Here is a 21,681-nt window from a genome sequence, read left to right as displayed (position 1 = left end):
ATGCTGTCGCCCCTGACCCACGACGACCCGGCCGCCGTCGCCACGTACCGACTCCTCGCCCGCCTCGGCTCCGGCGGCATGGGCACGGTCTACCTGGCGCGCACGCCCGGCGGCCGTACGGTCGCCCTGAAGACGGTGCACGCCCGTCTCTCGACCGATCCGGCCTTCCGCAGCCGCTTCCGCCTCGAGACCGACGCGGCGCGGATCATCGGCGCGCGGCACGGCGCGGCCGTCGTCGACGCCGACCCGCTGGCCGAAACCCCGTGGCTGGCCACCGAGTACGTCCTCGGCCCGCCGCTCGACGAGGCCGTCGCGCTCGGCGGCCCGCTTCCCGAACCGACCGTCCGCGCCCTCGGCGCGGCGCTCGCCGGGGCCCTCGCGCAGTTGCACTCCTCGGACGTGGTCCACCGCGACCTGAAGCCCTCGAACGTCCTCGTCACCGCGTACGGCCCGAAGATCATCGACTTCGGCATCGCCCGCGCGGCCGGCGACGACCACCTCACCCGCACGGGGGCGGCGGCCGGCACGCCCGCGTTCATGTCGCCGGAGCAGGCGAGCGGCGAGGAGCACACCCCGGCGGGCGACGTGTTCGCCCTGGCGGGAGTCCTCGTCTTCGCCGCCAGCGGCCACGGCCCGTTCGGTACGGGCTCCCCCGCCGACCTCCTCTACCGTGTGCGCTACGCCGACCCCGACCTCACCGGTGTACCGGAGTCGCTCCTCCCCCTCCTGACGGCCTGCCTCGTGAAGGACCCGTCGGCCCGCCCCACCACGGGCACGCTGACGGACCACCTCCACGACGGCCACGGCGACTTCGCGGACCACCTGCCGCCCCTGCTCCTCGCCGACATCGCCCGCCGCGCGACCGACGTCTGGCTCCACACCCCCCGTCGCCTCCCGGCCCCGGCGGCCTCGGCCACGGCACCGACGGCCCCGGACACCCCCCTCTCCCGCCGCCGCGCCCTCACCCTGGGCACGGCGTCCCTCCTGGGCCTCGCGGGTGCGGGCGCGGGGGCATGGGCGTGGCTGGGCTCCCGGGACGGCGGTGACAGCAGCCCGTCCACCGCCGGCCCGACCGCGATCCCGGCGACCACGGCCTCGGACGGGGCGCCGGCGGCGTTGTGGCGGGGGGAGTCGCTGGACCGGGAGGAGAAGACCACTCCGCTCCTCGCCGGCGACGTGGTCGGCTTCGCCGAGACGGTCTCGTTCCGCGTCCTGGACCTGAAGGACGGCACCGAACTCTGGTCGGACAAGGCGGTCATGGAGCCGCACCAGGTCACCACCGACGGCACGCGTTTCTACCGCTCCGACGGCGACTACGACGGCAGGGGCGCCCTGAGGATCCACACGCTCGACCCGCGCACCGGCAAGGAGGCGGCCCGGACGATCGTGCTGAAGGGGTTCGACGGCACGAGCTCGGGTACGCAACTCCTCACCGTCGGCGGCGGGCTGCTGTTCGCCGCCTCGCGGCGCGGCGACCACAGCATCGACCCGGACGTGAACGAGAAGGGTTGGCACCTGATCGCGGTCGACCTGCGCACCGGCAAGGAGGCGTGGCGGCAGCCGTACGCATGGGACGGCGTCCGCCCATGGCTCTCCCAGGTCGCCGGCGGCCGGCTGATCCTGGGCAAGAACAGTGGCGACCTGAAGTCGTTCCTCGTCCAGGCCCGCGAGGTGGGGACCGGACGCCGACTGTGGCAGCGCCGCCTGCCGCTGAAGGACTCCGCGAACTTCATCCCCGGCCAGCTCGCGATCGACGAACGGCACGCGTACTTCGGCGGGGACCGCCTCCGGGCCCTGCGCCTCACCGACGGTCGGATCGCCTGGGAGTACGGCTACGGTTCCGCCGCCACCTCGTACGGCGTGCCGGCCGTCGCGGACGGCATCGTCTACGCGCAGGAGAACCGGTACGAACCGGGGATCGTGGCCGTCCAGACTCAGACCGGAATCGAGTACTGGAAGGAGGGCGCCACCGACCGACCTCTGACTCCCGACTACTTCGCGGCCCCCGTGGTCGGCGAGAGGCACGTGTACGCGCCCGTACGAGGTGGTCTGAACGCCGTCGACGTGGGCACCAGGCGCTCGGCCTGGGTGATCCCGACGGACGCCCGCCGGTTGGTCGTCGACAAGGAACGGACGCGCGTCATCGGCGCCGGCAAGACCTCCGTCATGGCCGTCCCTCTCGCCTGATCCCACCCATCGCCCCGCCCGCTCGACCCTCCCCGACCCGGAAAGCAGCCTCGTGACCCCTCAGCCCCTCGCCGCCGGCGACCCGCTCCGGCTCGGCCCGTACCGGCTCCTCGGCGTCCTCGGAGAGGGCGGCATGGGCAAGGTGTACATCGGCCGGGACGGCTCCGGGGCGCCCGCCGCCGTCAAGGTCCTGCGCCCCGAACTCGCCCACGACCAGCACCTCGCGCAGCGGTTCGTCCGCGAGGCGGACATGGCGCGGGCCGTCACCGGCAAGGGCGTCGCGCGGATCCTCGCCGCGCAGACGGAGGGCGGACGGCCGTGGATCGCGGCCGAGTTCCTCGCCGGCCCGACGCTCGCAGAGGCCGTCCGCGCGTACGGTCCGATGGACGTGCCGACGGTCCGCGCCCTCGCCGCCCGGCTCGCGCGCACCCTGCACGACATCCATGCGGCGGGTCTGGTCCACCGCGACCTCAAGCCCGCGAACATCGTGCTCACCTCGGACGGCCCGCGGATCATCGACTTCGGCATCGCCCGCCCCGAGCACGGCCTGACCCTCACGACCACGGGCCAGATCCCGGTCACCCCCGGCTACGGGGCGCCGGAGCAGGTCCTCGGGCAGCGCGTCGGGCCGGCGGCGGACGTCTTCTCGCTCGGCGCGGTCCTCGCGTACGCGGCGGGCGGGCGGCGCGCCTTCGACGGCGCGCACGTGGCAGCGGTCCAGTACGAGGTCGTGCACGGCACGCCCGACCTGAGCCTGGTGCCGCCGGAGCTCCAGGAGCTGATCGGCCCGTGCCTGGCGAAGGACCCGGCGTTCCGCCCGGCTCCCCCGCGGATCGCGGAGGCCTTCGCCCCGCCGAAGGGCGCCGACCGGGCGTGGCACAAGGGTCCGCTGGCCGAGGACATCAAGCGGCGCGAGACGGCCACGAAGCGCCTGGCTGCGCCCGAGGACACCGCCGTACCCTCCGCGGCACCGTCCCGGCGCCGCTTCCTCACCAGCGCCGCCGTGAGCGTGGCCGTCCTCGGCGCGGGCGGCGGGGCGGGAGCTTGGTGGCTGAGCCGGGACGGTGGATCGAACTCGCCGACTGCCGACGTGCCACCCGCCGTGGCGACCCCCGAGGCCGCATTCGTCTCGTCCATCGACCTGAAACCGGGCGAGGCCCCGAAGGCCTTGTGGGGACCGCTCGACGTGGTGGCCGCCGAGGGCGAACTGCCTTTGCCCGTACGGGACGTGGTGATCGTGCAGGCGAAGACGGGCGGTCTGCTCGCGCTGTCCGTCACGAACGGCAAGGAGCGGTGGCGGGCCCGGAACATCGACGCGGACGCCGGTTTCGTGTCCGTCGCCGACCGGCTCGTCGTCGGCGTCGACAAGAAGGGCGCCCTGAACGCGTTCGTCGCCTCCACCGGCGCCCCCGTCTGGCAGACGCGGTCCGATGTCGACGACGTCCTCGCCGCGGACGACACGCACGTCTACCTGGTGACGAAGGACGACGAACTGTGCGCCGTCGACGCCTGGACCCTCGCCACCACGTGGTCGCGCCCGATGCCGTCCCCGCGCTCCCAGAACGGCCCCGCGAAGGCGGCCGTGGGCAGGAAGCGGCTGGTCATCCACGGCAGGGACGGACGCTGCGCCGCCCTGTACACGGAGACGGGCGAGACGGACTGGGAGATCAAGGGCCAGGGCACCGACGGCCAGGCCCCGGCACTCGGCGACAACAACATCGCCTACTTCGGCGGCCGCAAGCTGACGGCCCGCCGCCTCGACCGCGGCGACTTCCTGTGGGAGGAGAAGACCGGTCTGCAGGGCGACTGGGGCACGCCCACCGCCGACGGCGACCTCGTCTTCGCGGTCAACAGCTACAACGCCTACCGGTACAGCACCATGCGGGGCGTCCGCTTCCCCGTCTCCGACTGGTACGAGGTCCTGGACGGAACCGGCCCCGGCACCGTCAACCCGCCGGCCGTGGCGGGCGCGACGGTCTGGCTCCACTCCCCGGACAGCAGCTACGTCCGGGTCGTCCACAAGGACACCCACGAGCAGCTCTTCGTCATCGAGATGAAGCGCGAGGGCACCTACCAGCTGGCGAGCGGCGGCAACCGCGTCTTCATCGCCCGGGGCGGCCGGATCGGAGCGATGCCGGTGCTCGGCGCGTAGCCGACCGGTGCGGTGGCCTCAGGGCCGCGTCTTCGCCGGTACGCCCGTGACCAGTCCCGTGCCCGCACAGCCGAGCTCGGCGGCCACATGCGCGGCCGCCGCGTTGGCCAGGGTGATCTGCTCGTCCCTGATGCCCGGGTGGTCGGCCCCGTTCTCGTCCGCGCGCTCCAGCTCGGCGTCGAGGACGATCTCGTGCGCCGGGGCCTGGAGGCGGCACGGGAAGTAAACCGTGGCGAAGCGGTCGGACGAGGTCGCCAGCCGGCCGGTGGAGTAGGACGTCACGAGATCCTTGCCGTCATCACGGCCGGGGGTGGCAAGAGCCTCCCGGAGGGTGATGGTCAGGATGTTCTTCCCGTCCTCCGCCGCCTCCAGCATGCAGAACGGGATGCCCTCCATCCACTCTTTTCCGCTCTGCGGTGTCCGCGCGGTCTTCCACAGCTCGCTGACGACCCTGTCCGGCTCGGACCGGTCGTTCGTCAGCCGGACGCCCTTGCCGGCGACGGCCTCAAGAGCCGAGGCCACACCGGGCTCCTCTGCGAATCCACCGCAGACCTCCGTGACGGTCTGCCCCTTGGCGGCGGTGCCGTCGTCGGTTCCCGTCGTACAGCCGGTCGCCGCCATCGCGAGGGCGGCGACCGGAAGCACGAACCTGTGAACTGTGTGCGCATGGAGTGGCTTCTCAGGGCGCCGAGGACGGGTTCGGGATGGCCACTGGTACCCCGGTGGCAAGACCGTCCCCCTGGCAGCTCAGCTCCGCCGAGACCTTCCGGGCCGCTGCGTTGGCGAGGGTGATCAGCCGGGTCCGCTGCGCCAGGTCCGTCTCAGGAACCCCCGGGGGGCCCCAGACTTGCACTTCGACGACGAAGTCGTGGGCAGGCTCCTTGAGATCGCAGGGGAAATAGAGGAAGCCGAGCCCAGAGGAGGAGAAGGCCTGCAGTCCCGAAGCGTAGGAGGTCACCCTTTTGGCGTGCCCGGGAGTCAGCCCTGGGGCTTTTTTGATATTGGTCGGGCTCAAATCCACCTTGAGGGTCTTCTCCCCGCCCTCGGCAGGCAGGAGCCAGCAGTACGGCACCGGCAGCGGCCGGTAGGAGTCGGCGAGTGGTGCGCGGGTCGCATCGCGCAGTCCGTCCAGGGCCTTCTGGGGCTTCGACAGGTCATCGTCGAAGCGCTCACTCCCCGTGGCGGCCTCGAGCGCGGCCGTGGCTTCGGCGTCCTTGGCGAAGCCACCGCAGACCGCGTTCGCTGCCAGGCCTTCCGGCTCCTCCGTAGCGTCGCCACCGGAGCAGCTCGTGAGGACCACGGCGACGGCGACGGCCGTTCCGATTCGTGCCAGCGCAGAGCGCATGCGTGTCACTTCTTCTTGTACGGGTCAGGGAGATTGTTGTCATGGCCGTGCAAGCGGGAGTCCAGGGTGTACTTAACCAGTAGCTCGTCGAGGTCGTTGCTTGCGTCTCTGCTCCAGCCGGGGGCGGTCGCGTAGGCGGTACCCGGCCTGAGCGAGTTCTGCTTGCCCGTTTCCAGTGCGTTCGCCTTCAGCTCGTCCGAGCTCTTCTTGAGCAGCTCGTCCTCCTCGAACTTCTCCGCCGTATCGTCGGCTTGCATACCGATGAAGGTCGTCACCGCGCCGCCCACCGTCTCGGCTGCCAGCGGTACGAGTACGCCACCGGCACCGCCGGTCACGGCGACGACACCGCCCGCCGCGACTGCGCCGACCCCGAACTTGACCCATTCGGTCGTCTTGCCGACGGCCTTCTTGTGCTCCTCTGAGTCCTTCGCGTAATCCTCGTCGATCTGCGCCATGCGCGTCTCGTCCATGATTCCCTGCGCCTCCGACCCGATCCGCACAGTCGTCTTCGCATCGGTGAGGTCCCGCTCGTCGAAGGTGGGTCCGGGCTTCGGGCCCACCTCGTCGAGGACGCTCGTCGTATACAGCATCTCGGCTGCCGAGAGTGTCGAGTGGCCGGTCTCGCTCTGCGCCACGATGCCCATGAAATTGATGGCGTCGCCGCGGTTCCAGAGCAGCCCCGTGTCGAATTCGGAGCCGAACCGGGACTTGCCCTTGGCGTCGTTGGAGCCGAAGGGGGAGTCCCTCTTCTCTTCCATCGTCGTGTCGCTGTCCGTCTCCAGAGAGCGGTTCAGCTCGTCGATGTACGCGGCGCCCATCTTGCCGAGGCTGTCGTCGATGCCCGGCTGCTCGTGCATGTACTTGGGGTCGCTGCCGTACCGCTCGACGACCTTCTGCATGACCTCCGCGCTGTCCTTGGTCCGCGCGTCCTTGAGACCGTCTGGATCGGCATCGTACGGATGGCCGGTGGTCGCGGACTCCAGGGCGTGACCCAGCGCGTCGTAGCCCGGTTCCTTCGACAGGTCACCCTTGTCGTTGACCTCGTCGGGCCACTTCCGGTCCTTGGTGAAGTAGTCGAACGGATCGAGCTTCTTGTCATCCTTACTGTTCTCGGGCGTGAGGTCGATGTCGCCGTTGAAGAAGTCCGTCGACGCCTTGGGGTTGTGCCCGAGGCCTTCCATGAAGCCGATCATGGGATCGTCGCCGAGGCCACCGCCCTGCCAGTTCAGGTGGCTCGGCATGCCACCCATCGCGTGCCAGGCCCGGTCGGGCGGCAGATGACCGTCGTGCGTCATCTTCCGCTCGGTGATGACGAGGCCGGTGCCGTAATCCTTCAGGAACTTGTCCTCGTAGTCGCCAACCCGCATCAGGTTGCTCATGACCTGGAAGCCGTACGGGCTGGTGCCGCGCGTCTGGATCGGCTCGCTGCCGGCCTTGATGACGTCGGCCTTCCACTGCTCCATCTCGGGGCTCGTGGAATGGGTCGCGGTGGCAAGCGTCAGACTCCAGTTCGTCTGGAGTTCCTTGAGCTTGTCACGGTGGTCGATGCCGAGCCGGGAGCCGTCGCTCGGATCTCCCATGTCGGCCCAGTACTCCATGCTGCCCTTCGGCCCGACCTCCAGGGCGAACTTCTCGGCGAAGTACGGGTCCTTCCGGTTGGCCTTGAAGAGGGCGTTGAGCTTGTCGATCTCCTCGGGGGTGGCGTCGTCGCCCTTCTTGTACAGCTCGTAGGCGGCGTGCGCGTCCTCGGCGTCCTGCACCTTCGAGGCGGCCTTGAGGGAGTCGTAATTCGTGCCGGAGAAGTTCATCTTGTCGCTGCCGACGAGTCCGCGCAGGGCGCGGGAGGCGACGTCGTCGGCGTTGTTCGCCCGGTCGATCGCGGCCTTGATCGCCGCGTTCATGGCTTCGAAGTCGGCCGGCTGGGGCTTGGGGCCGTCATAATCCTTGGACCGGCTGTCAGGCCGGATGAGATGGCTGACGACGCCTTCCTGGTCGATGCGCATACCCTTGCCCGGGGCCTCCGCCACGAGCTTCTCCAGCTCGGTCTTGGCGGCCTGGAACTCGCTCTCCGCGTCCCGCAGGATGTTGCGGATGCTGCTCGCCTCGGTGAGGGCGTCACCGAACTCCTTGGCGGTCTTCCGGACGAACGCCTGCGTCACGCCGGCGTTCTCGCCCCTCCAGTCGGCCTTGTCGGCCTTGCGCTGGAGGCCGGTCTCGGCCTTCTCCTTGCTCTTCTCCAGCTTGGTCACCGTCTCCGACCAGACGGTGACGGCCTCCTTGAGGCTGCCGAGCCTAGCGTGGAGGACCTGGTCGAACTTCAGCATCTGTTTACCTCGTCAGCCACCGTTGCCGGTCCGGCTCAGTTGAAGTGCTTGTCGATCTCTGACATGGCGAAGTTCGTGACCAGCACTTCTTCATGGTTGGTGTGGCTGATGACGGTGTCTTCCAGGTGGTTGTGGATGTGCGCGCAGGCGCTGAGGAGCGCCTCGGCCTGGTCTCGCCAGGTGCCCCACATCGTCCACATCGCCGAGCCGGTCAGGAACCCGTCGCCGTCGAGGCTCTTGGCCGCGGTGTCGGTCTGGGCGCCCGCATGGAAGGCGTCCCGCTCGAACCAGTGGAACAGCTCCTGGGCCTCGTTGCCGATGGCCTTCAGGTCGGCGGACGTCACCTTGTAATCGCTGGCACCACCGCCGCTACCGCCGCCGGCGACCATGGGCACGCTGTTGAGCCTCATCGCCGCGGTCTCGCTGCGGACTTGGCTCCATTCCTCGTCGAACGACATCTACTTCCCCATGGGTGAGTTACGGACGGCCGACGGCAGGGGGCGGGACTCAGCCCCGCCGCGAACGGAGTACGGGCACAGCGATCGCGGCCCCGAGCAGCACGGCGGCACCGATCCCGAGGCCGATCCAGAGGGTGGCGTTGCCGTCGTCGTCGGTGGCAACGGCCTGAGGGGCCGGGGCGGGGGCGACGGACGAGTCGGCGGGAGCCGAAGTGGCAGACGGAAGGTCGCCCTTGCCGGAGGGCGTGGGGGACGCCGTCGACGCCTCGGCGAGGTCGTCGATGGGCCGGACGTCGGCCGGGCCGGGGTCGCCGGGCGTCTTCAGCGTACGGAGAGGGCGAAGGGCCCCGTAGCCGACGTGGTTGCTGCGCTTCTCGCCCCCGCTGGGACCGGCGATGGTGTTGAGCATGACCTTCAGGACCTGGTTGTTGGTCCAGTCGGGGTGCTTCGACCAGAGCAACGCGGCAGAGGCGGAGGCGAGGGCGGTGGCGTCACTGGTGCCGACGGACTTGCAGAGGCCGGTGCCTCCGCTGCAGGCGTGCACGATGTCCACGCCTGGGGCGACAACGTCCACCTGGGGGCCGTATTCGGACATCGGGATGCGCTTGCCCTTGTTGTCGACGGCCCCGACACCAACCACGCCGGGGGTGGCTCCCGGGTATTCGACTTCATTGCTCTTGTCGCCGCTGTTCCCTACAGCGGCGAAGACGAGGGAGCCCTTGTCCAGGGCATACTTCACCGCATCGGTGAGTGTCTGCGAACCCGTGGTGGTGCCAAGGGAGATGTTGATGACCTTGGCGCCGGCATCGGCCGCATACCTGATCGCCTGAGGGGTGATGCGGTTGAACCTCTCATCGCCCTCGACCATGTTGGTGTCGCCCCCGGACACGCCAGGAACGCGGACGGGGAGGATCTTGACACCCGGCGCCAGACCGAAGGCTCCGTTCCCGCCGTCTCTCGCCCCGGTACCAGCAATCATGGCGGCAAGTCCCGTACCGTGACCGTCGTAGTCGGTGAACTCGTCTCCCGACTCTTCACTCGACGCGAAATCCTTGCCTTCCAGCACCTGACCACGAAGGTCCGGGATGCTTTTGTCCACACCGGAGTCGATCACCGCGACGGTCACGCCCTCGCCGGTGCTGAGCTGCCAGATCTTCTCGGCACCGAAGGCGTCCAGATGCCACTGCTTGGCCCGGACGCTCTCCGCGTGGGCGGGGACGGATGCGATGCCCACCAGCAGCATCCCCAAGGCGGCCGAGGCGGTGACTCGGGCACGGCTCCGACGAATACTGCTGGTACGCATCTTCTTCCTCGCGCTGATCAGTCGATGACGGGCGGCGCCACGCGGCGGCCCTGCTGCCAGGTCTCCTCGTCCTCGACGAGGTAGTCGGGACGCTCTCCGCTTTGTTCCTCACGCTCGTCCGGCTTCGCGGCGTTTCCACGTACGAGGCCCGAGCCACCGGCCGTGAAGGGCTTCCCGGCACCAGCGACGCCGGCGCGCTGTGCCCTGCCGCCGACGACACCGCCGGTCTCACCGGCGAGACGGCGGCCGCCGCTGATGCCGTTCTGCCCGGCCGCGCCGCCCATGGGGCCGCCCATGCCGTGCCCGCCGCCCATGGCCCGGCCCATGCCGGTCCGGTTCTGCCCGGTGGGCTCGTTGCCGATGACGGTGCTGCGCGGGATGCCGGTCTGCGGGCGGCCCGTGGTGCTGGGGACCGCACGGCCGCCGCTGATGCCCTCGCGGGGCATGTTGGGCGTCGTGGTGCGGAGGCCGCCGGTCAGCGGGTTGCGGGTGTTGCCCGTGCCGCCGGTGAGGGGCGAGGTCGGGCCGAGGGGGCCCGGGCCGCCCTTGACGGTCAGCGGAGGCACGCCGGTCGTCACGAACGGGGGCGTGCCGCCGTCCGGCTTGGTGATGGGCGGCGGGCCGCCCGGGGTCTGCGTCGTCGGCGCGGTCGGAGTGTGCGGGAGGGTGTCGGTGCTGTCGATGCCGAGGTCCACGGGCGCGTCGGGCCGGACCTCGGGGCGGATGACATGCGTCGGCCCGGTCGTGTCCTGGGACGGCAGCACGACGTTCGTGTCGGGCGTGGTCCGCGTCGTGTCCTGGTATGACCGCGTCTGCTGCGTCGTCGCACTCGAGTCCGTACCCGTGGAGCGGCTTTCACTCTGAGGGGAGTAACCGATGTACTCGGTGCCACCCCGGCCGTCCCCACTCCGCGGAACGAACGCCCCCGGCGGCGGCGGGAACGTCGGTGGCTGCTGGTTCGACATCTGCTGGCTGTTCCACGAGTACGTGGACGAGAGGCGCTCCATCTCGGCGGCGGCCGCCAGCCTGTTCGCCTCCTGCTGTCCCTCGATGGCCGCGAGATCGTCGCTCGCCTTCTTCGCCTCGCGGGCCACGGTCTGCGCGTCCGGGTCGTTGTGGTACTTGATCGCGGCTTCCAGGTTCGCCTTGGCGCTCGCGTACGAGGTGTACCTGGGGATGGCGCTGGCAGCAGCGCCGATGGCCGTGGCGTTGCCGTCCATCCAGTACGCGCCGTCGTCGCTGTACGTGCCGAGGTCCGAGGTCGACTTGGCCACCGAGAGGGCCCACTCGGAGAACGCCTTCTCCGCCTCGCCCTCCCAGTCCATGTCCTTCATGCGCTTGACGAGTCGGTCGGCCATCTCCGTCAGCTTCTGGCCGGTCGAGCGCAGCACGTCTGCCGCGTCGCCGACGTAGTACGAACTGGCCTCGTCGAGCCAGGCCAGCATCGTCTGGTGATCCATGGCGCGGAAATTGGTCCCGCTGTACCCGCCGCCGCCGTCGCCGCCGTCTGCCGGAATCATCCTTCGCCTCTTCCCCGTGTCCCCTGTGTGTCGTGCGCGCCTACTGGTAGGAGCCGCCGCCCGACGTGCCCTCGCTGCCGTTGTCCGCCGGCTTGCCCTGGGTGGTCGCCTGCTGCTGCGCCTGCGCCTTGTCGTGCGCACCCTTCGTGCGTTCGTAGATGCCGCGCATCTTCAGCTTGATGTCCTCGTCCATCGCCTCGATGCCGTCCTGGGAGGCGAGGACCGCGATGCCGAGCCCCTCCAGGCAGTCCCTGAGGAGCTTGGACAGGTCCACCAGGCTCTGGCGCACCTTGGAGTACCCGGCGTAGGCGCCCTGCGCCTCGGCCCAAGCGGCGCCGCCACCACCGAACTTGCTCCGGTCGATCACCGACACGGTGCTGTTCGGGCCGGCTGTCAGCTTCATCGTCGCGTCGAGTTCGGTGATGAGGCTGTCGATCCCCTTCTTGAACTCAGCCATGGAGTCCGCGCTGTACTTGACGGCCTGCGTCCGCATCCCGGACGTCATGCCCTCCAACTCTGCTCGCATGTCCGCGTCCTCCCCCGGTGAACCACCATGCCGTGTACCGCACAGTCAAGAAGTCCACTGTAGTCAGGAACGACGACAGTCCGCACCTCCCGGTTGCACAAGCAACGGACATCACATGGTTACGAATTGGGCACGGCCACCGCCGCCTGCGGGCGGATCGGGAGGCGGTTGACCGGGCGGCCCGTTGCCGCGCGTACCGCTGAGGCCACTGCGGCGGGTGAGGTGACGACGGGGATCGCGCTCGCGGCCTTGGCGCCGAAGGGGGCCACCACGTCGCGTTCTTCGACGAGTTTCACGATGCGAATGTCCGGGGCATCCAGGGATGTCGGGAGTGCGTAGCCCGTGAAGTCGGGGTGGCGGACCAGACCGCGGGCCGTGCGGAGGTTCTCCGTGAGGGCCGCGCCGACGCCCTGGGTGACGCCGGCCTCGATGCGGGCGGCCAGCTGGGCGGGGTTGAGGATGCGGCCGACGTCCTGGGCGACGGCCATCTCCACCACGCGTACCGCACCGAGTTCGATGTCCACGTCCACCACCGCGCGGATCGCGCAGAACGCGAGGCCGACGAACGCGTCGCCCTGGCCGGATTCGTCGAGGGGCTCGGTGGGGTGGGGGCGGCACTGGGCGGTGGCCCAGAGCTCCTTGCCGTCCATCGCCTCCGTGACGGTCGTCGACAGGACTCCGTCGTACGAGGTGATCTTGCCGTCGGTGATCTGGAGCAGCTCGGTCGACATGCCGAACTTGTGGGCCAGCGGCTGGAGCAGCTGCGTGCGGACCATCTTCGCCGCGCGCTCCACCGCCCCGCCCGACACCCAGGTGTGGCGGCCGTGCGCCGCCGGGCCCGCCGGAGGCTGGTCCGTGTCGACCGGGGCCACGTGGACCTCGTCGATGCCCAGGGTCTCCTGGACGATCTGGCGGGCGAGGGTCGCGAAGCCGGAGCCCGTGTCCACGGCCGAGCAGATGACCGTCGCCACCCCGTCCATGACCCGGACGGTCGCCGTCGAGACCTCGTCCGTGCCCTCCGCGCCCAGCATGTGCACCATGCCCAGCGCGTACCCCACGCCCCGTCGCACCGCGCCGGGTTCGCCCGCTCCCTCGGGGCCGCCGGGGAGCAGCCAGTCGCCCTCCGGGGTGTCCTTGGGGAGCTGCGGCAGGGGGAAGTCCCTTACCGCCGCCAGGAGTTCCGCCACCGGGGCCGGGCACGTCACCGTCTGGCCCGTCGGCAGGATGTCGCCCGTCGCCATGACGTTCCGCATGCGCAGCTCCGCCGGGTCCACGCCCAGCTTCGCCGCCAGCTTGTCCATCTGTGCCTCGTACGCCGCGCACACCTGCATCGCGCCCTCGCCCCGCACATGGCCGGACGGGGGGTTGTTCGTACGGACCGCCCAGCCCTCCACGAAGGCGTGCGGCACCACGTACGGGCCGCACGCGAAGGCCACCGCCGCCGCGAGCGACTCCGACGACGAGTCCGCGTACGCGCCCGCGTCCAGCAGGATCTGCGCCTCCACCTTCACCAGGCGGCCCTCCGCGTCCGCGTGGTGGCGGTAGCGCAGCAGGGTGGGGTGGCGGTGGGCGTGGCCGAGGAAGGACTCCTCGCGCGTGGCCGTCAGCTTGACCGGGCAGCCGGTGCGGAGGGCGAGCAGGCCCAGCGGGATCTGGAAGCCCGGGTCCTCGCGGTCGCCGGTGGCGCCGGGGACTCCCGTGACGACCAGTTTGACCTGCTCCGGCGGCAGCCCGAAGCAGGCGGCGGCCAGGTCGCGGTCGGTGTGCGGGTCGGTGGAGGCCGTGTACAGCTCGACGCCTCCGTCGGGGCGGGGAACGGCGAGGCCCGCCTCGGCGCCGATCGGCGCCGGGTCCTGCCGGCCGATCCGGTACAGGCCCTCGACCACCACCTCGCCCGTCGCCTCGGGGTCCCCGAAGCGGAGCGGGATGTGCCGGATCAGGTTTCCGTCGGGGTGCAGCGCCTCGGCCTCGAAGGCCTTCTCCGGGTCCGTCACCGGGTCGAGCAGCTCGTACTCGACCGCGATCGCCGCCGCCGCCAGGCGCGCCGTGTCCGGGTGGTCGGCGGCGACGGCCGCGAGGGCCTCGCCGTGGTGCCGGACCAGCTCGGCGGCGAAGACGGGCCGGTCGGCGACCCTGCGGCCGTACGTCGCCGCGCCCGGCACGTCGGCGGCCGTCACCACGGCCCGTACGCCCGGCATCGCCGTCGCCGCCGTGGTGTCGATCGACACGATCCGGGCGTGCGGGTGCGGCGAGCGCAGGATCGCGGCCCAGAGCAGCCCCTCGGCCCACAGGTCGGAGGCGTACGGGAAGGTGCCCTCGGCCTTCGCCCGCGCATCGGTCTGCGGGAGCGAGGCGCCGATTCCGCGCGCGACCCCCTCCTGGTCCGGGGTGTCCAGAGCCGCGGTGGTCGCGTCGCTGCTCACGCCATGCCTCCGTCGTGCGGGTGGGGAATCTGGTGCGGGACACGGACCTCGTCGGCCGCTTCGGGCGCGGCGGCCGCGGCGGCGGCCTCGCGCTCGGCGACGACGTCCCGGACGGCTTCGAGCACACCGCGGTAGCCGGAGCAGCGGCAGAGGTTGCCGGCGAGGGCCTGGCGGGTCTCCAGCTCCGTGGGAGCGTGGTTGCCCTCCAGGAGGTCGTGCACGGTCATGCACATGCCGGGGATGCAGAAGCCGCACTGGACCGTGCCGCACCTGGCCATCGCCCGCTGCACGTCCGAGGGCTCGCCGTCGACCGCGAGGCCCTCGACCGTCCGCACCTCGCTCCCGGCGGCGGTCGCCGCGGGCACCAGGCAGGAGGCCACGAGCCGGCCGTCGACCTGCACGTTGCACGCGCCGCACTCGCCCTGCGAGCAGCCGTCCTTGGCCCCCGCGAGGCCGAGGCGCTCGCGCAGCACGTAGAGCAGCGACTCGCCGATCCAGGAGCCGGTGACGGGCCGGTCGGTGCCGTTGACCCGCAGGGTGTACGAGGTGTGCGGGTGCTCGTCGCTGTCCGTGGACACGTCGAGCGCGTCGGTCGGGAGCGGGGCCGCGGGGGCCTCCTCGGACGGAGCCTGTTCCGGTACGACCTCGGCCGCGGGCGCCGGAGCGGGCGCCGCTTCCGGCTCCTGTTCCGGTTCCTGTTCCGGTGCGACGTCCTCCACGACGTCCGATACGGCCTCCGGAACCGCCACCGGCTCCTCCGCCGCCGGCTCCTCCGGGAGCGCCCAGGGCGCCGGTGCGCCGCCCGGCAGCGTCGCCGGGGCCTCGGCGTACGGGGCGGAGGCCACCGGGGCCTCCGGCTCCGCGGGGATCTGCCACTGGCCCGTGGCCCCCGCCTCCTCGAAGCGCCACTCGGCCGTCGCGTGCGGGTCCGGCTCGACGTGCTCGGCCACCTCGACGACCGCGTTCTCCACGTACGCCGGCGGCTGGAAGTGCTCCACCCCCTGGAACGAGGCGTCCTGGAACGAGGCGTCCTGCTCCCGGTACTCGCTGCCTTCGAATCCCTCGAAGTACTGCGTCTGCTGCGCCTCCGTCGGGACGTGCACCGACCAGGTGCCCGTCGCCGCCGGGTCCGTCGCCGCCGGCTGCGTGAGCGGCTGGAGCGGGGTGATCATCGGCGGTACGTAGCCGTGGCCCGGCGCCTCCAGGGGGACGCCGTCCAGCATGAAGTCGGGCGGCAGCTGCACGAAGGCGGTCGCGTCGCCGTCGTACCCCTCGCTCTGCGGGATCGGCTCCCAGCCGCCCGTCTGACCCTTGTGCGCGTCGCTCATGCCAGTGCCCTCCCCAGTGCCCGTCGGGCGAGAGCGGCGACGGTGCGCCGCAGGTGCAGTACGGCCGGCGGCAACTGTTCGTCGCCCGGCGGGTCCGGGATGCAGGCGGCGGCGACGTACTCGCCGAACGCCGCGAGCGCCTCCGGGGCGAGCTCCCGGTCGTTGTCCCAGTCCACCAGCGAGGCGATCCAGCGCTCGGCCTCCAGGGGGCGCAGCGGCATGGGCGCGACGGCGCCGACGGCGCAGCGCACGCCGCGCCGGGCCGGGTCGAGGACGACGGCGACGGAGGCGGTGGCGCGGGCCGGGCCGGTGCGGCCGGTGGCCTTGAGGAAGACCTGGGGGGCGTGGAGCAGCGGGACGCGGACGAAGCCGACGAGCTCGCCGGGGGCGAGCAGGTCGCGGCCCGCGAGGAGGTGGGAGACGGGGATCTCGCGGCTGCCGAGCGGGCCGAGGACGACGAGGTCGGCCTCCAGGGCGGCGAGGACGGGCAGCGAGTCGCCCGTGGGGGCGGCGGTGACGATGTTGCCGCCGAGGGTGCCGGCGTTGCGGATCTGGGGCGGCCCGGCCGCGCGGGAGGCGGCGGCGAGGGCCGGGATGAGGGCGGCGAAGTCGGGGCGGCCCATCCGGGCGTGGGTGAGGCCCGCGCCGAGGAGGGCGTGGCCGTCCTGGTACTGCCAGCCGCGGATCTCGTTGATGCGGCTCAGTCCGACGAGTCCGGCGGGGCGGAGCTGGCCTTTGTTGACGGCTGCCATGAGGTCGGTGCCACCGGCGACGGGCACGGCGGCCGGCATGGCCGTGAGGGCTGCCACGGCCTCGTCGAGCGAGGCGGGCAGCGTCACGGACTGCGCCGTCTGTGGTGCGTGCGTGGTCAACCCGCTGCCCCTTCCCGGTGTCCCCGGTGGTCCCCGACTGTGCCCGGCCGTCGCGCCTGCGAGCGGCGGTACGACGCGCCTGCGTGTGGGCGTACCGTACGTGCTCACAGGCCGGACGTGGCAACTCTGGCACATCTTCCGAGGAGTCAAGCGCGAGGGTCCGCGAAGGACTGTTCCGTCCCGGACGCCCGGGCTGTGACGGTGGGTTCCGATTCGCCGCGCTTGGGTGACGGGGTGCTTCGGGTCCCTCACACGTTCGGGGGTGTGCCCTCCAGCGGCCTCCCGAGGCTGCATTCGATTCCTTCCGGGGCCGGGCGCTGCTGCCAGGGGCGGGGTCCGGCGGGCGGGCGGTAGTCGACGCCGAGGGCGTCCAGGCGCAGGTAGTGGGTGCGCATGCGGCGCTCGAAGCCGGCGTGGTCGCGTGCCTCGGGCGCGGGCAGCGCGGACCAGGCGACCTCGGCGAAGGCGGCGAGGCGCGGGAAGACCTGGTAGTCGACGCGGGAGCGGTTCTCCATGACCTCGGTCCAGACGTTGGCCTGGGTTCCCAGGATGTGGGCGGCGGCCTCCGGCGCGAGGCCGGGCGGGACGGGCTCGAAGCGGTAGACGTCGGCGAGGGTGCGGACGTATCCGATGGGCATGGGCTCCTCGTCGCCCGGTGCCTGGCGGTGGTCCAGGTAGACGTGCTGCTCGGGGCACATGACGACGTCGTGGCCTGCCTCGGCGGCGGCGATCCCGCCCGCGTATCCCCGCCAGGACGACACGGCCGCTCCGTCGGCGAGGCCGCCCTCCAGGATCTCGTCCCAGCCGATCAGGCGGCGGCCCCGGGCGGCGAGCCAGCGGTCGAAGTGGCGGATGAACCAGGACTGCAGTCCGTCCTCGTCGCCCACCCCCAGCTCCTGGATGCGGGCCTGGGCGGCCGGGGAGGCCTTCCACTGGTCCTTGGGGCACTCGTCTCCGCCGATGTGGACGAAGGTCGACGGGAAGAGGCCGAGGACCTCTTCGAGAACGCCCTCGTAGAAGCGCAGGACGGCCTCGGTGGGGGCGAGGACGTTCGGGTTGACGCCCCAGGTGTCCCAGACGGTGAGGGCCGTGGTGTCGACGACGTCGGTGTTGCCGAGTTCGGGGTATGCGGCGATGGCGGCCTGCGCGTGGCCGGGGAGGTCGATCTCGGGGACGACGGTGATGTGCCGCTCGGCGGCGTAGGCGACGATCTCGCGGATGTCGTCCTGGGTGTAGAAGCCGCCGTGCGGGGTCTCCGTCCAGAGCGGCGAGGCCCGGTGTCCCCACTTGGTACGGGCCCGCCAGGCGCCGACCTCGGTGAGCCTCGGGTAGCGCTCGATCTCGATGCGCCAGCCCTGGTCGTCGGTGAGGTGGAGGTGGAGGACGTTCAGCTTGTGGGCGGCGAGCAGGTCGAGGTACCGCAGGACGTCGTCCTTGGGCAGGAAGTGCCGGGAGACGTCGAGGAGGAGGCCGCGCCAGCCGAAACGGGGAGCGTCCTCGATGGTCTGCGCGACGAGGGCCGCGATCGGCCTGCTCTTCACCGGCGCCTTGCGGAAGGCGTCGGGGCCGAGGAGCTGGCGGAGGGTCTGGGCGCCCCAGAACACGCCGGCGGAGCTGCCTCCGATGATCTCGACCACCTCGTTGATCACGACGTGGAGCCGGTACGCCTCGGGGGCGAGGGTCTCGTCGATGCGCAGCCGGATGCCGTGGGTGGCGTTCTCGTCGGCGGTCTCCCGGAGCGGGAGCGCGAGGGCCGCGCCGATCGTGGTGCGCAGCCAGCGTTCGGTGGTCTCGGTGCCGGGGGCGGCGTACAGGGTGGTCCTGCGGTCGAGGACGAAGCCGCAGCGGTACGGCCCCTCCACGCGCGCGGGTGCCGGGATCAGGTCCATGGGGTGGATCATCACGTCAGTCCTTCACCGCCCCGCCGAGTCCGGAGACCAGGCGGCGCTGTACGAGTACGAAGAAGACGAGCACCGGGACGGTCATCACGGTCGACCCGGCCATGATTCCTCCCCAGTCGTTCTCGTCGGGCTTGAAGAAGACGAGCAGCGCCATCGGGAGGGTCGACTGCGAGGTGTCGCTGATGAGGAACGACTTCGCGAAGAGGAAGTCGTTCCAGGTCGAGATGAACGAGAAGACGCTGGTCGCGACGAGGCCGGGGAGGACCAGCGGGAAGAGGATCTGCCACAGGAACCGGCTGCGGCTCGCGCCGTCGACCCGTGCCTGCTCCTCCAGCGCCTCCGGGACCGCCTTCACGAAGCCGCGCAGCATCCAGATCGCGAACGGCAGGGAGAACGCGAGGTGCGGCAGGACCAGCGAGCCGAGGGTGTTGAGCAGGCCGGCGTCCCGCATGAGGAAGAACAGCGGGATGGCCAGGGCCTCGACCGGCACCATCTGGGCGATCAGGAACATGACGAGCAGCGTCGTGCGGAACCGGAAGCGGAACCGGGTGACGGCCGTCGCCGCGAGGAAGGCGATCAGCGCGGAGGCGAGGACGACCGTGCCGGCGACGATCAGCGAGTTGACGAAGTACCGGCCGAAGTCCTGCTGCTCGAACACGCGCCGGAAGGAGTCGAGGGACGGGGAGAGCGTCCACGGCCGCGGCCGCGTGGACTGGATCTCGCCGGCCGGCTTGAGGGCGGAGAGGAGCATCCAGTACAGCGGGAAGGCGACGGCGGCCGCGACGAGCAGGGTGACGGTCTCGGCGGCGAGGCGTCCGGGACGGGCGGGACGCCGGAAGCGGAACCGTATCTGCGAAGGGCTCACGGTTCTTCCCCCTGACGTCGCAGCAGCCGCAGGTACACGAGCGTCACGGCCAGCAGGATCAGCAGCATGACGACGCCGATCGCCGAGCCCAGGCTGTACTGGGAGGAGGCGAAGGCCTTCTGGTAGGCGTACACGTTGAGGACGAGGTTCTGGCCGGCGATGCCGCCGCCGTTCGTCATCACGTAGATCTGGGTGAAGAGCTTGAAGTCCCAGATGATCGACTGGATCGTGACGACGACGAGGACCGGCCGGAGCACCGGGGCCATGACCGAGCGCCAGATCCGCCACTGCGAGGCGCCGTCGAGGGCGGCGGCCTCCAGGATCTCGGACGGGATGGCCCTGATGCCTGCGTAGACCGTCACCATCACGAACGGGAACGAGCACCAGACGACTTCGAGGAGCACGAGCGCGAAGGCGCTGTAGCGCCCGTACGTCCAGGAGAAGTCGCCGAGGCCGAGCAGCCGGTTGACGGGGCCGAAGTCGGGGTCGAAGAGGAAGACCCAGACGGTGGAGCCGGTGACGGCGGGGGTCGCCCAGGCACCGAGCGCGGCGAGCATCAGGAGGAGCCGGGGCAGGGCACGCACGCGCGTGAGGAGGACGGCGAGGGAGCAGCCGACGGCGAGGGTGGTGACGACGCAGGCGGCGGCGAAGAGGACGGTGGCGAGGAGGACCTGCCGGAACTGGGGGTCGGTGAAGAGCGCCGTGTAGTTGCCGAGGCCCTGGAAGGAGGTGGGTTCGCCGCCGCTGACCTGGGCCTGGGTGTACTCCAGGAAGGAGATCAGGCCGAGCTGGTAGACGGGGTAGACGAGGAGTCCGCCGAGGACGGCGAGGGCGGGCAGCAGGTAGAGCCAGGGGGTCCAGGGGCCGGTGCGCCGGGGGGTGCGGGCGGGCGGCGAGGCGGTCTTCACCGGCTCGGTCTCCACCGGCCCGGCGGCCCGGGTGAGCTGGGTCGTCATGGGGTTCAGCCCGCGGCCGCGAACGCCGCGTCCATCTTCTTCGCGGCGTCGCCGGACGCCGTCTTCACGTCCTTGCGGCCGCTGACGACCTCCTGGAACATCGTGGGCAGCACGAGGGAGGCGTCGATCCGTCCCCAGCCGGGGGACGCCGGGACGAACCTGGTGCCGGCGCCGAGGGTGTCGATGAAGGGCTTCACGAAGGGCTGCCGCCGGGCCGCGTCCGCGCGGACGTCGGTGTACGTGGGCAGGAAGCCCATCGCGTCGAACAGCCTGCCCTGGGTCTCCTTGCCGGTCAGCGACTTGAGGAGGTCGACGGCGAGGGTGCGGTGCGAGGTGCTCCTGAGGACGCCGATGTTGTTGCCGCCGGCGAAGGCGGGGGCGATGGAGCCGGGGGTTTTGCCGGGGAGCGGGACGACGGCGTATTTGCCCTTCACGGTGCCGGATTCGACGGCGGCGTGGCTGAAGTCGCCGCCGATGGCCATGCCGGCCTTGCCGGAGGCGAAGGCGGTGACGGTGGCGTTGCCGCCCATCTGGGCGCACTTGGCGGCGGGGCAGTTGTCGTCGCCGAAGAGCGAGGTGTACGTGCTGATGCCCGCGCGGGCGGCCTCGCTGTCGACGGCGGCCTTGTACGTGTCGCCGTGCGCGGTGGCGAGTTCGCCGCCGGCGGCCCAGACGAAGGGCATGGCGCCGTAGGTGTAGGCGCCGCCGACGGCGATGCCGTAGAGCTCGGGCTTCGCCTTGCGGATCTTCCGGGCCGTGGAGACGAGTTCGGCCTGGCTCCTGGGGGCGCCGAGGCCGAGTTCGCGGAAGACGTCGGTGCGGTAGTAGAGGGCGCGGACGCCGACGAAGAGCGGGGCGCCGTAGACCTTGCCGCCGACGGTGACGGACTGCCGGGCGGTGGGGTCGGTGTCCTTCGCCTCGTCCCAGGCGGCGAACTCGGCGCTGATGTCGGCGAGTCCGCCGTCCTTCACGTATCCGGCGGTGTCGGTGTTGCCGTACTCGATGAGGTCGGGCGCGGAGGCGGGGTCGTTGAAGGCGGCCTTGACGCGCTGGGCGCGGGTCTCGACGGGGATGTACTCGACCTCGGCCTTCGCCCCCGGGTGGCTCTTCTCGAAGGCGGCGACGGCCTGCCGGACGACCTGTTCCTTGGGCTTGTTGCCCACCTCCTGGAAGAGCCAGACGCGCAGGGTCCCGCTCTTGTCGTCGGCCGTGGCGGTGCCCCCGGAGGTCTGGGGCGCGCAGGCGGTGGCGGTGAGGGCGGCGAGCAGGAGTGCGGCGGCCGGGGAGATGAGGCGGGCGGGCGGTTTCACGACGGACTTCACGGCAGGTCCCCTCCGAATGCGTGCGTTGCAACATATGCAATGAGCGTTTCGTGCTGCACAACACGCGTGAGGTTAGGCGCGGCTCCGGCGGGCCGACAAGAGGTCTCGACCACATCGGCCACATCGACCCGCCCCGAGGACCGCGCCGCAGAACGCGAAACGGCCCCCGCCGTGCGTACCGAAGTACGCACGACGGGGG

16 protein-coding genes are annotated in these 21,681 nt (G+C 71.3%); 2 read left to right on the top strand and 14 right to left on the bottom strand.

Annotated features, from left to right (window positions below):
* Both ACFYX3_RS26815 and ACFYX3_RS26810 read left to right on the top strand, forming a co-directional pair.
* Nucleotides 1-2,187 carry a PQQ-binding-like beta-propeller repeat protein gene (locus ACFYX3_RS26815; RefSeq protein WP_389018228.1) on the top strand — a complete coding sequence of 729 codons (2,187 nt, stop codon included), beginning with the start codon at nt 1-3 and terminating at the stop codon, nt 2,185-2,187.
* Between the two features lie 52 nt (nt 2,188-2,239).
* The gene (locus tag ACFYX3_RS26810) at nt 2,240-4,339 is read left to right on the top strand and encodes a PQQ-binding-like beta-propeller repeat protein (RefSeq protein WP_389018225.1); all 2,100 of its coding nucleotides are present in this window, start codon (nt 2,240-2,242) and stop codon (nt 4,337-4,339) included.
* Nucleotides 4,340-4,357: 18 nt separating this feature from the next.
* Here ACFYX3_RS26810 and ACFYX3_RS26805 read toward each other — a convergent pair whose 3' ends face one another.
* The 14 genes from ACFYX3_RS26805 to ACFYX3_RS26740 all read right to left on the bottom strand — a co-directional run bounded on the left by ACFYX3_RS26805 (nt 4,358) and on the right by ACFYX3_RS26740 (nt 21,470).
* Nucleotides 4,358-4,984 carry a hypothetical protein gene (locus ACFYX3_RS26805; RefSeq protein WP_389018222.1) on the bottom strand — a complete coding sequence of 209 codons (627 nt, stop codon included), beginning with the start codon at nt 4,982-4,984 and terminating at the stop codon, nt 4,358-4,360.
* A 34-nt stretch (nt 4,985-5,018) separates the two neighbouring features.
* Nucleotides 5,019-5,684, bottom strand: a complete 666-nt coding sequence (locus tag ACFYX3_RS26800) for a hypothetical protein (protein WP_389018219.1) — start codon at nt 5,682-5,684, stop codon at nt 5,019-5,021.
* Between the two features lie 5 nt (nt 5,685-5,689).
* Complete coding sequence (locus tag ACFYX3_RS26795; RefSeq protein WP_389018216.1) at nt 5,690-8,008, bottom strand: hypothetical protein; 2,319 nt, start codon at nt 8,006-8,008, stop codon at nt 5,690-5,692.
* A 35-nt stretch (nt 8,009-8,043) separates the two neighbouring features.
* Nucleotides 8,044-8,466 carry a hypothetical protein gene (locus ACFYX3_RS26790; RefSeq protein WP_389018213.1) on the bottom strand — a complete coding sequence of 141 codons (423 nt, stop codon included), beginning with the start codon at nt 8,464-8,466 and terminating at the stop codon, nt 8,044-8,046.
* A gap of 49 nt (nt 8,467-8,515) precedes the next feature.
* Nucleotides 8,516-9,709, bottom strand: coding sequence for a type VII secretion-associated serine protease mycosin (mycP, locus tag ACFYX3_RS26785; RefSeq protein WP_389018210.1), 1,194 nt, complete (start codon nt 9,707-9,709; stop codon nt 8,516-8,518).
* 77 nt (nt 9,710-9,786) lie between these two features.
* On the bottom strand, nt 9,787-11,289 hold the full coding sequence (locus tag ACFYX3_RS26780; RefSeq protein WP_389018207.1) for a hypothetical protein: 1,503 nt from the start codon (nt 11,287-11,289) through the stop codon (nt 9,787-9,789).
* Between the two features lie 40 nt (nt 11,290-11,329).
* The gene (locus ACFYX3_RS26775) at nt 11,330-11,815 is read right to left on the bottom strand and encodes a hypothetical protein (protein ID WP_376584610.1); all 486 of its coding nucleotides are present in this window, start codon (nt 11,813-11,815) and stop codon (nt 11,330-11,332) included.
* 119 nt (nt 11,816-11,934) lie between these two features.
* Nucleotides 11,935-14,238, bottom strand: a complete 2,304-nt coding sequence (locus ACFYX3_RS26770) for a xanthine dehydrogenase family protein molybdopterin-binding subunit (RefSeq protein WP_376584612.1) — start codon at nt 14,236-14,238, stop codon at nt 11,935-11,937.
* A complete protein-coding gene (locus ACFYX3_RS26765; protein WP_389018204.1) occupies nt 14,235-15,566 on the bottom strand; it encodes a 2Fe-2S iron-sulfur cluster-binding protein in 1,332 nt (443 codons plus the stop codon). Before ACFYX3_RS26765 ends, ACFYX3_RS26770 begins: the two co-directional genes overlap by 4 nt.
* Entirely contained in the window at nt 15,563-16,438 is an 876-nt protein-coding gene (locus ACFYX3_RS26760) for an FAD binding domain-containing protein (protein WP_389018201.1), read from the bottom strand. Before ACFYX3_RS26760 ends, ACFYX3_RS26765 begins: the two co-directional genes overlap by 4 nt.
* 248 nt (nt 16,439-16,686) lie before the next feature.
* Nucleotides 16,687-18,327, bottom strand: a complete 1,641-nt coding sequence (locus ACFYX3_RS26755; protein WP_389018198.1) for a beta-N-acetylhexosaminidase — start codon at nt 18,325-18,327, stop codon at nt 16,687-16,689.
* Nucleotides 18,328-18,343: 16 nt separating this feature from the next.
* Nucleotides 18,344-19,204, bottom strand: a complete 861-nt coding sequence (locus ACFYX3_RS26750; RefSeq protein ID WP_389018195.1) for a carbohydrate ABC transporter permease — start codon at nt 19,202-19,204, stop codon at nt 18,344-18,346.
* On the bottom strand, nt 19,201-20,160 hold the full coding sequence (locus tag ACFYX3_RS26745; protein ID WP_389018192.1) for a carbohydrate ABC transporter permease: 960 nt from the start codon (nt 20,158-20,160) through the stop codon (nt 19,201-19,203). Before ACFYX3_RS26745 ends, ACFYX3_RS26750 begins: the two co-directional genes overlap by 4 nt.
* A gap of 5 nt (nt 20,161-20,165) precedes the next feature.
* Nucleotides 20,166-21,470: an extracellular solute-binding protein gene (locus tag ACFYX3_RS26740; RefSeq protein WP_389018666.1), complete on the bottom strand. Its 1,305-nt coding sequence runs from the start codon at nt 21,468-21,470 to the stop codon at nt 20,166-20,168.
* Nucleotides 21,471-21,681: the final 211 nt, after the last annotated feature.

It is taken from the genome of Streptomyces sp. NPDC002463 (assembly GCF_042889835.1).
Lineage (GTDB): Bacteria > Actinomycetota > Actinomycetes > Streptomycetales > Streptomycetaceae > Streptomyces > Streptomyces nymphaeiformis.
This window is presented reverse-complemented; position numbering and strand designations above follow the sequence as displayed.

Coding starts and splice junctions, on each gene's coding strand:
- ACFYX3_RS26775 (WP_376584610.1), bottom strand. CDS start 11,815: ATGCGAGCAGAGTTGGAGGGCATGACGTCCGGGATGCGGACGCAGGCC.
- ACFYX3_RS26765 (WP_389018204.1), bottom strand. CDS start 15,566: ATGAGCGACGCGCACAAGGGTCAGACGGGCGGCTGGGAGCCGATCCCG.
- mycP (WP_389018210.1), bottom strand. CDS start 9,709: ATGCTGCTGGTGGGCATCGCATCCGTCCCCGCCCACGCGGAGAGCGTC.
- ACFYX3_RS26800 (WP_389018219.1), bottom strand. CDS start 5,684: ATGCGCTCTGCGCTGGCACGAATCGGAACGGCCGTCGCCGTCGCCGTG.
- ACFYX3_RS26790 (WP_389018213.1), bottom strand. CDS start 8,466: ATGTCGTTCGACGAGGAATGGAGCCAAGTCCGCAGCGAGACCGCGGCG.
- ACFYX3_RS26815 (WP_389018228.1), top strand. CDS start 1: ATGCTGTCGCCCCTGACCCACGACGACCCGGCCGCCGTCGCCACGTAC.
- ACFYX3_RS26745 (WP_389018192.1), bottom strand. CDS start 20,160: ATGACGACCCAGCTCACCCGGGCCGCCGGGCCGGTGGAGACCGAGCCG.
- ACFYX3_RS26755 (WP_389018198.1), bottom strand. CDS start 18,327: ATGGACCTGATCCCGGCACCCGCGCGCGTGGAGGGGCCGTACCGCTGC.
- ACFYX3_RS26780 (WP_389018207.1), bottom strand. CDS start 11,289: ATGATTCCGGCAGACGGCGGCGACGGCGGCGGCGGGTACAGCGGGACC.
- ACFYX3_RS26795 (WP_389018216.1), bottom strand. CDS start 8,008: ATGCTGAAGTTCGACCAGGTCCTCCACGCTAGGCTCGGCAGCCTCAAG.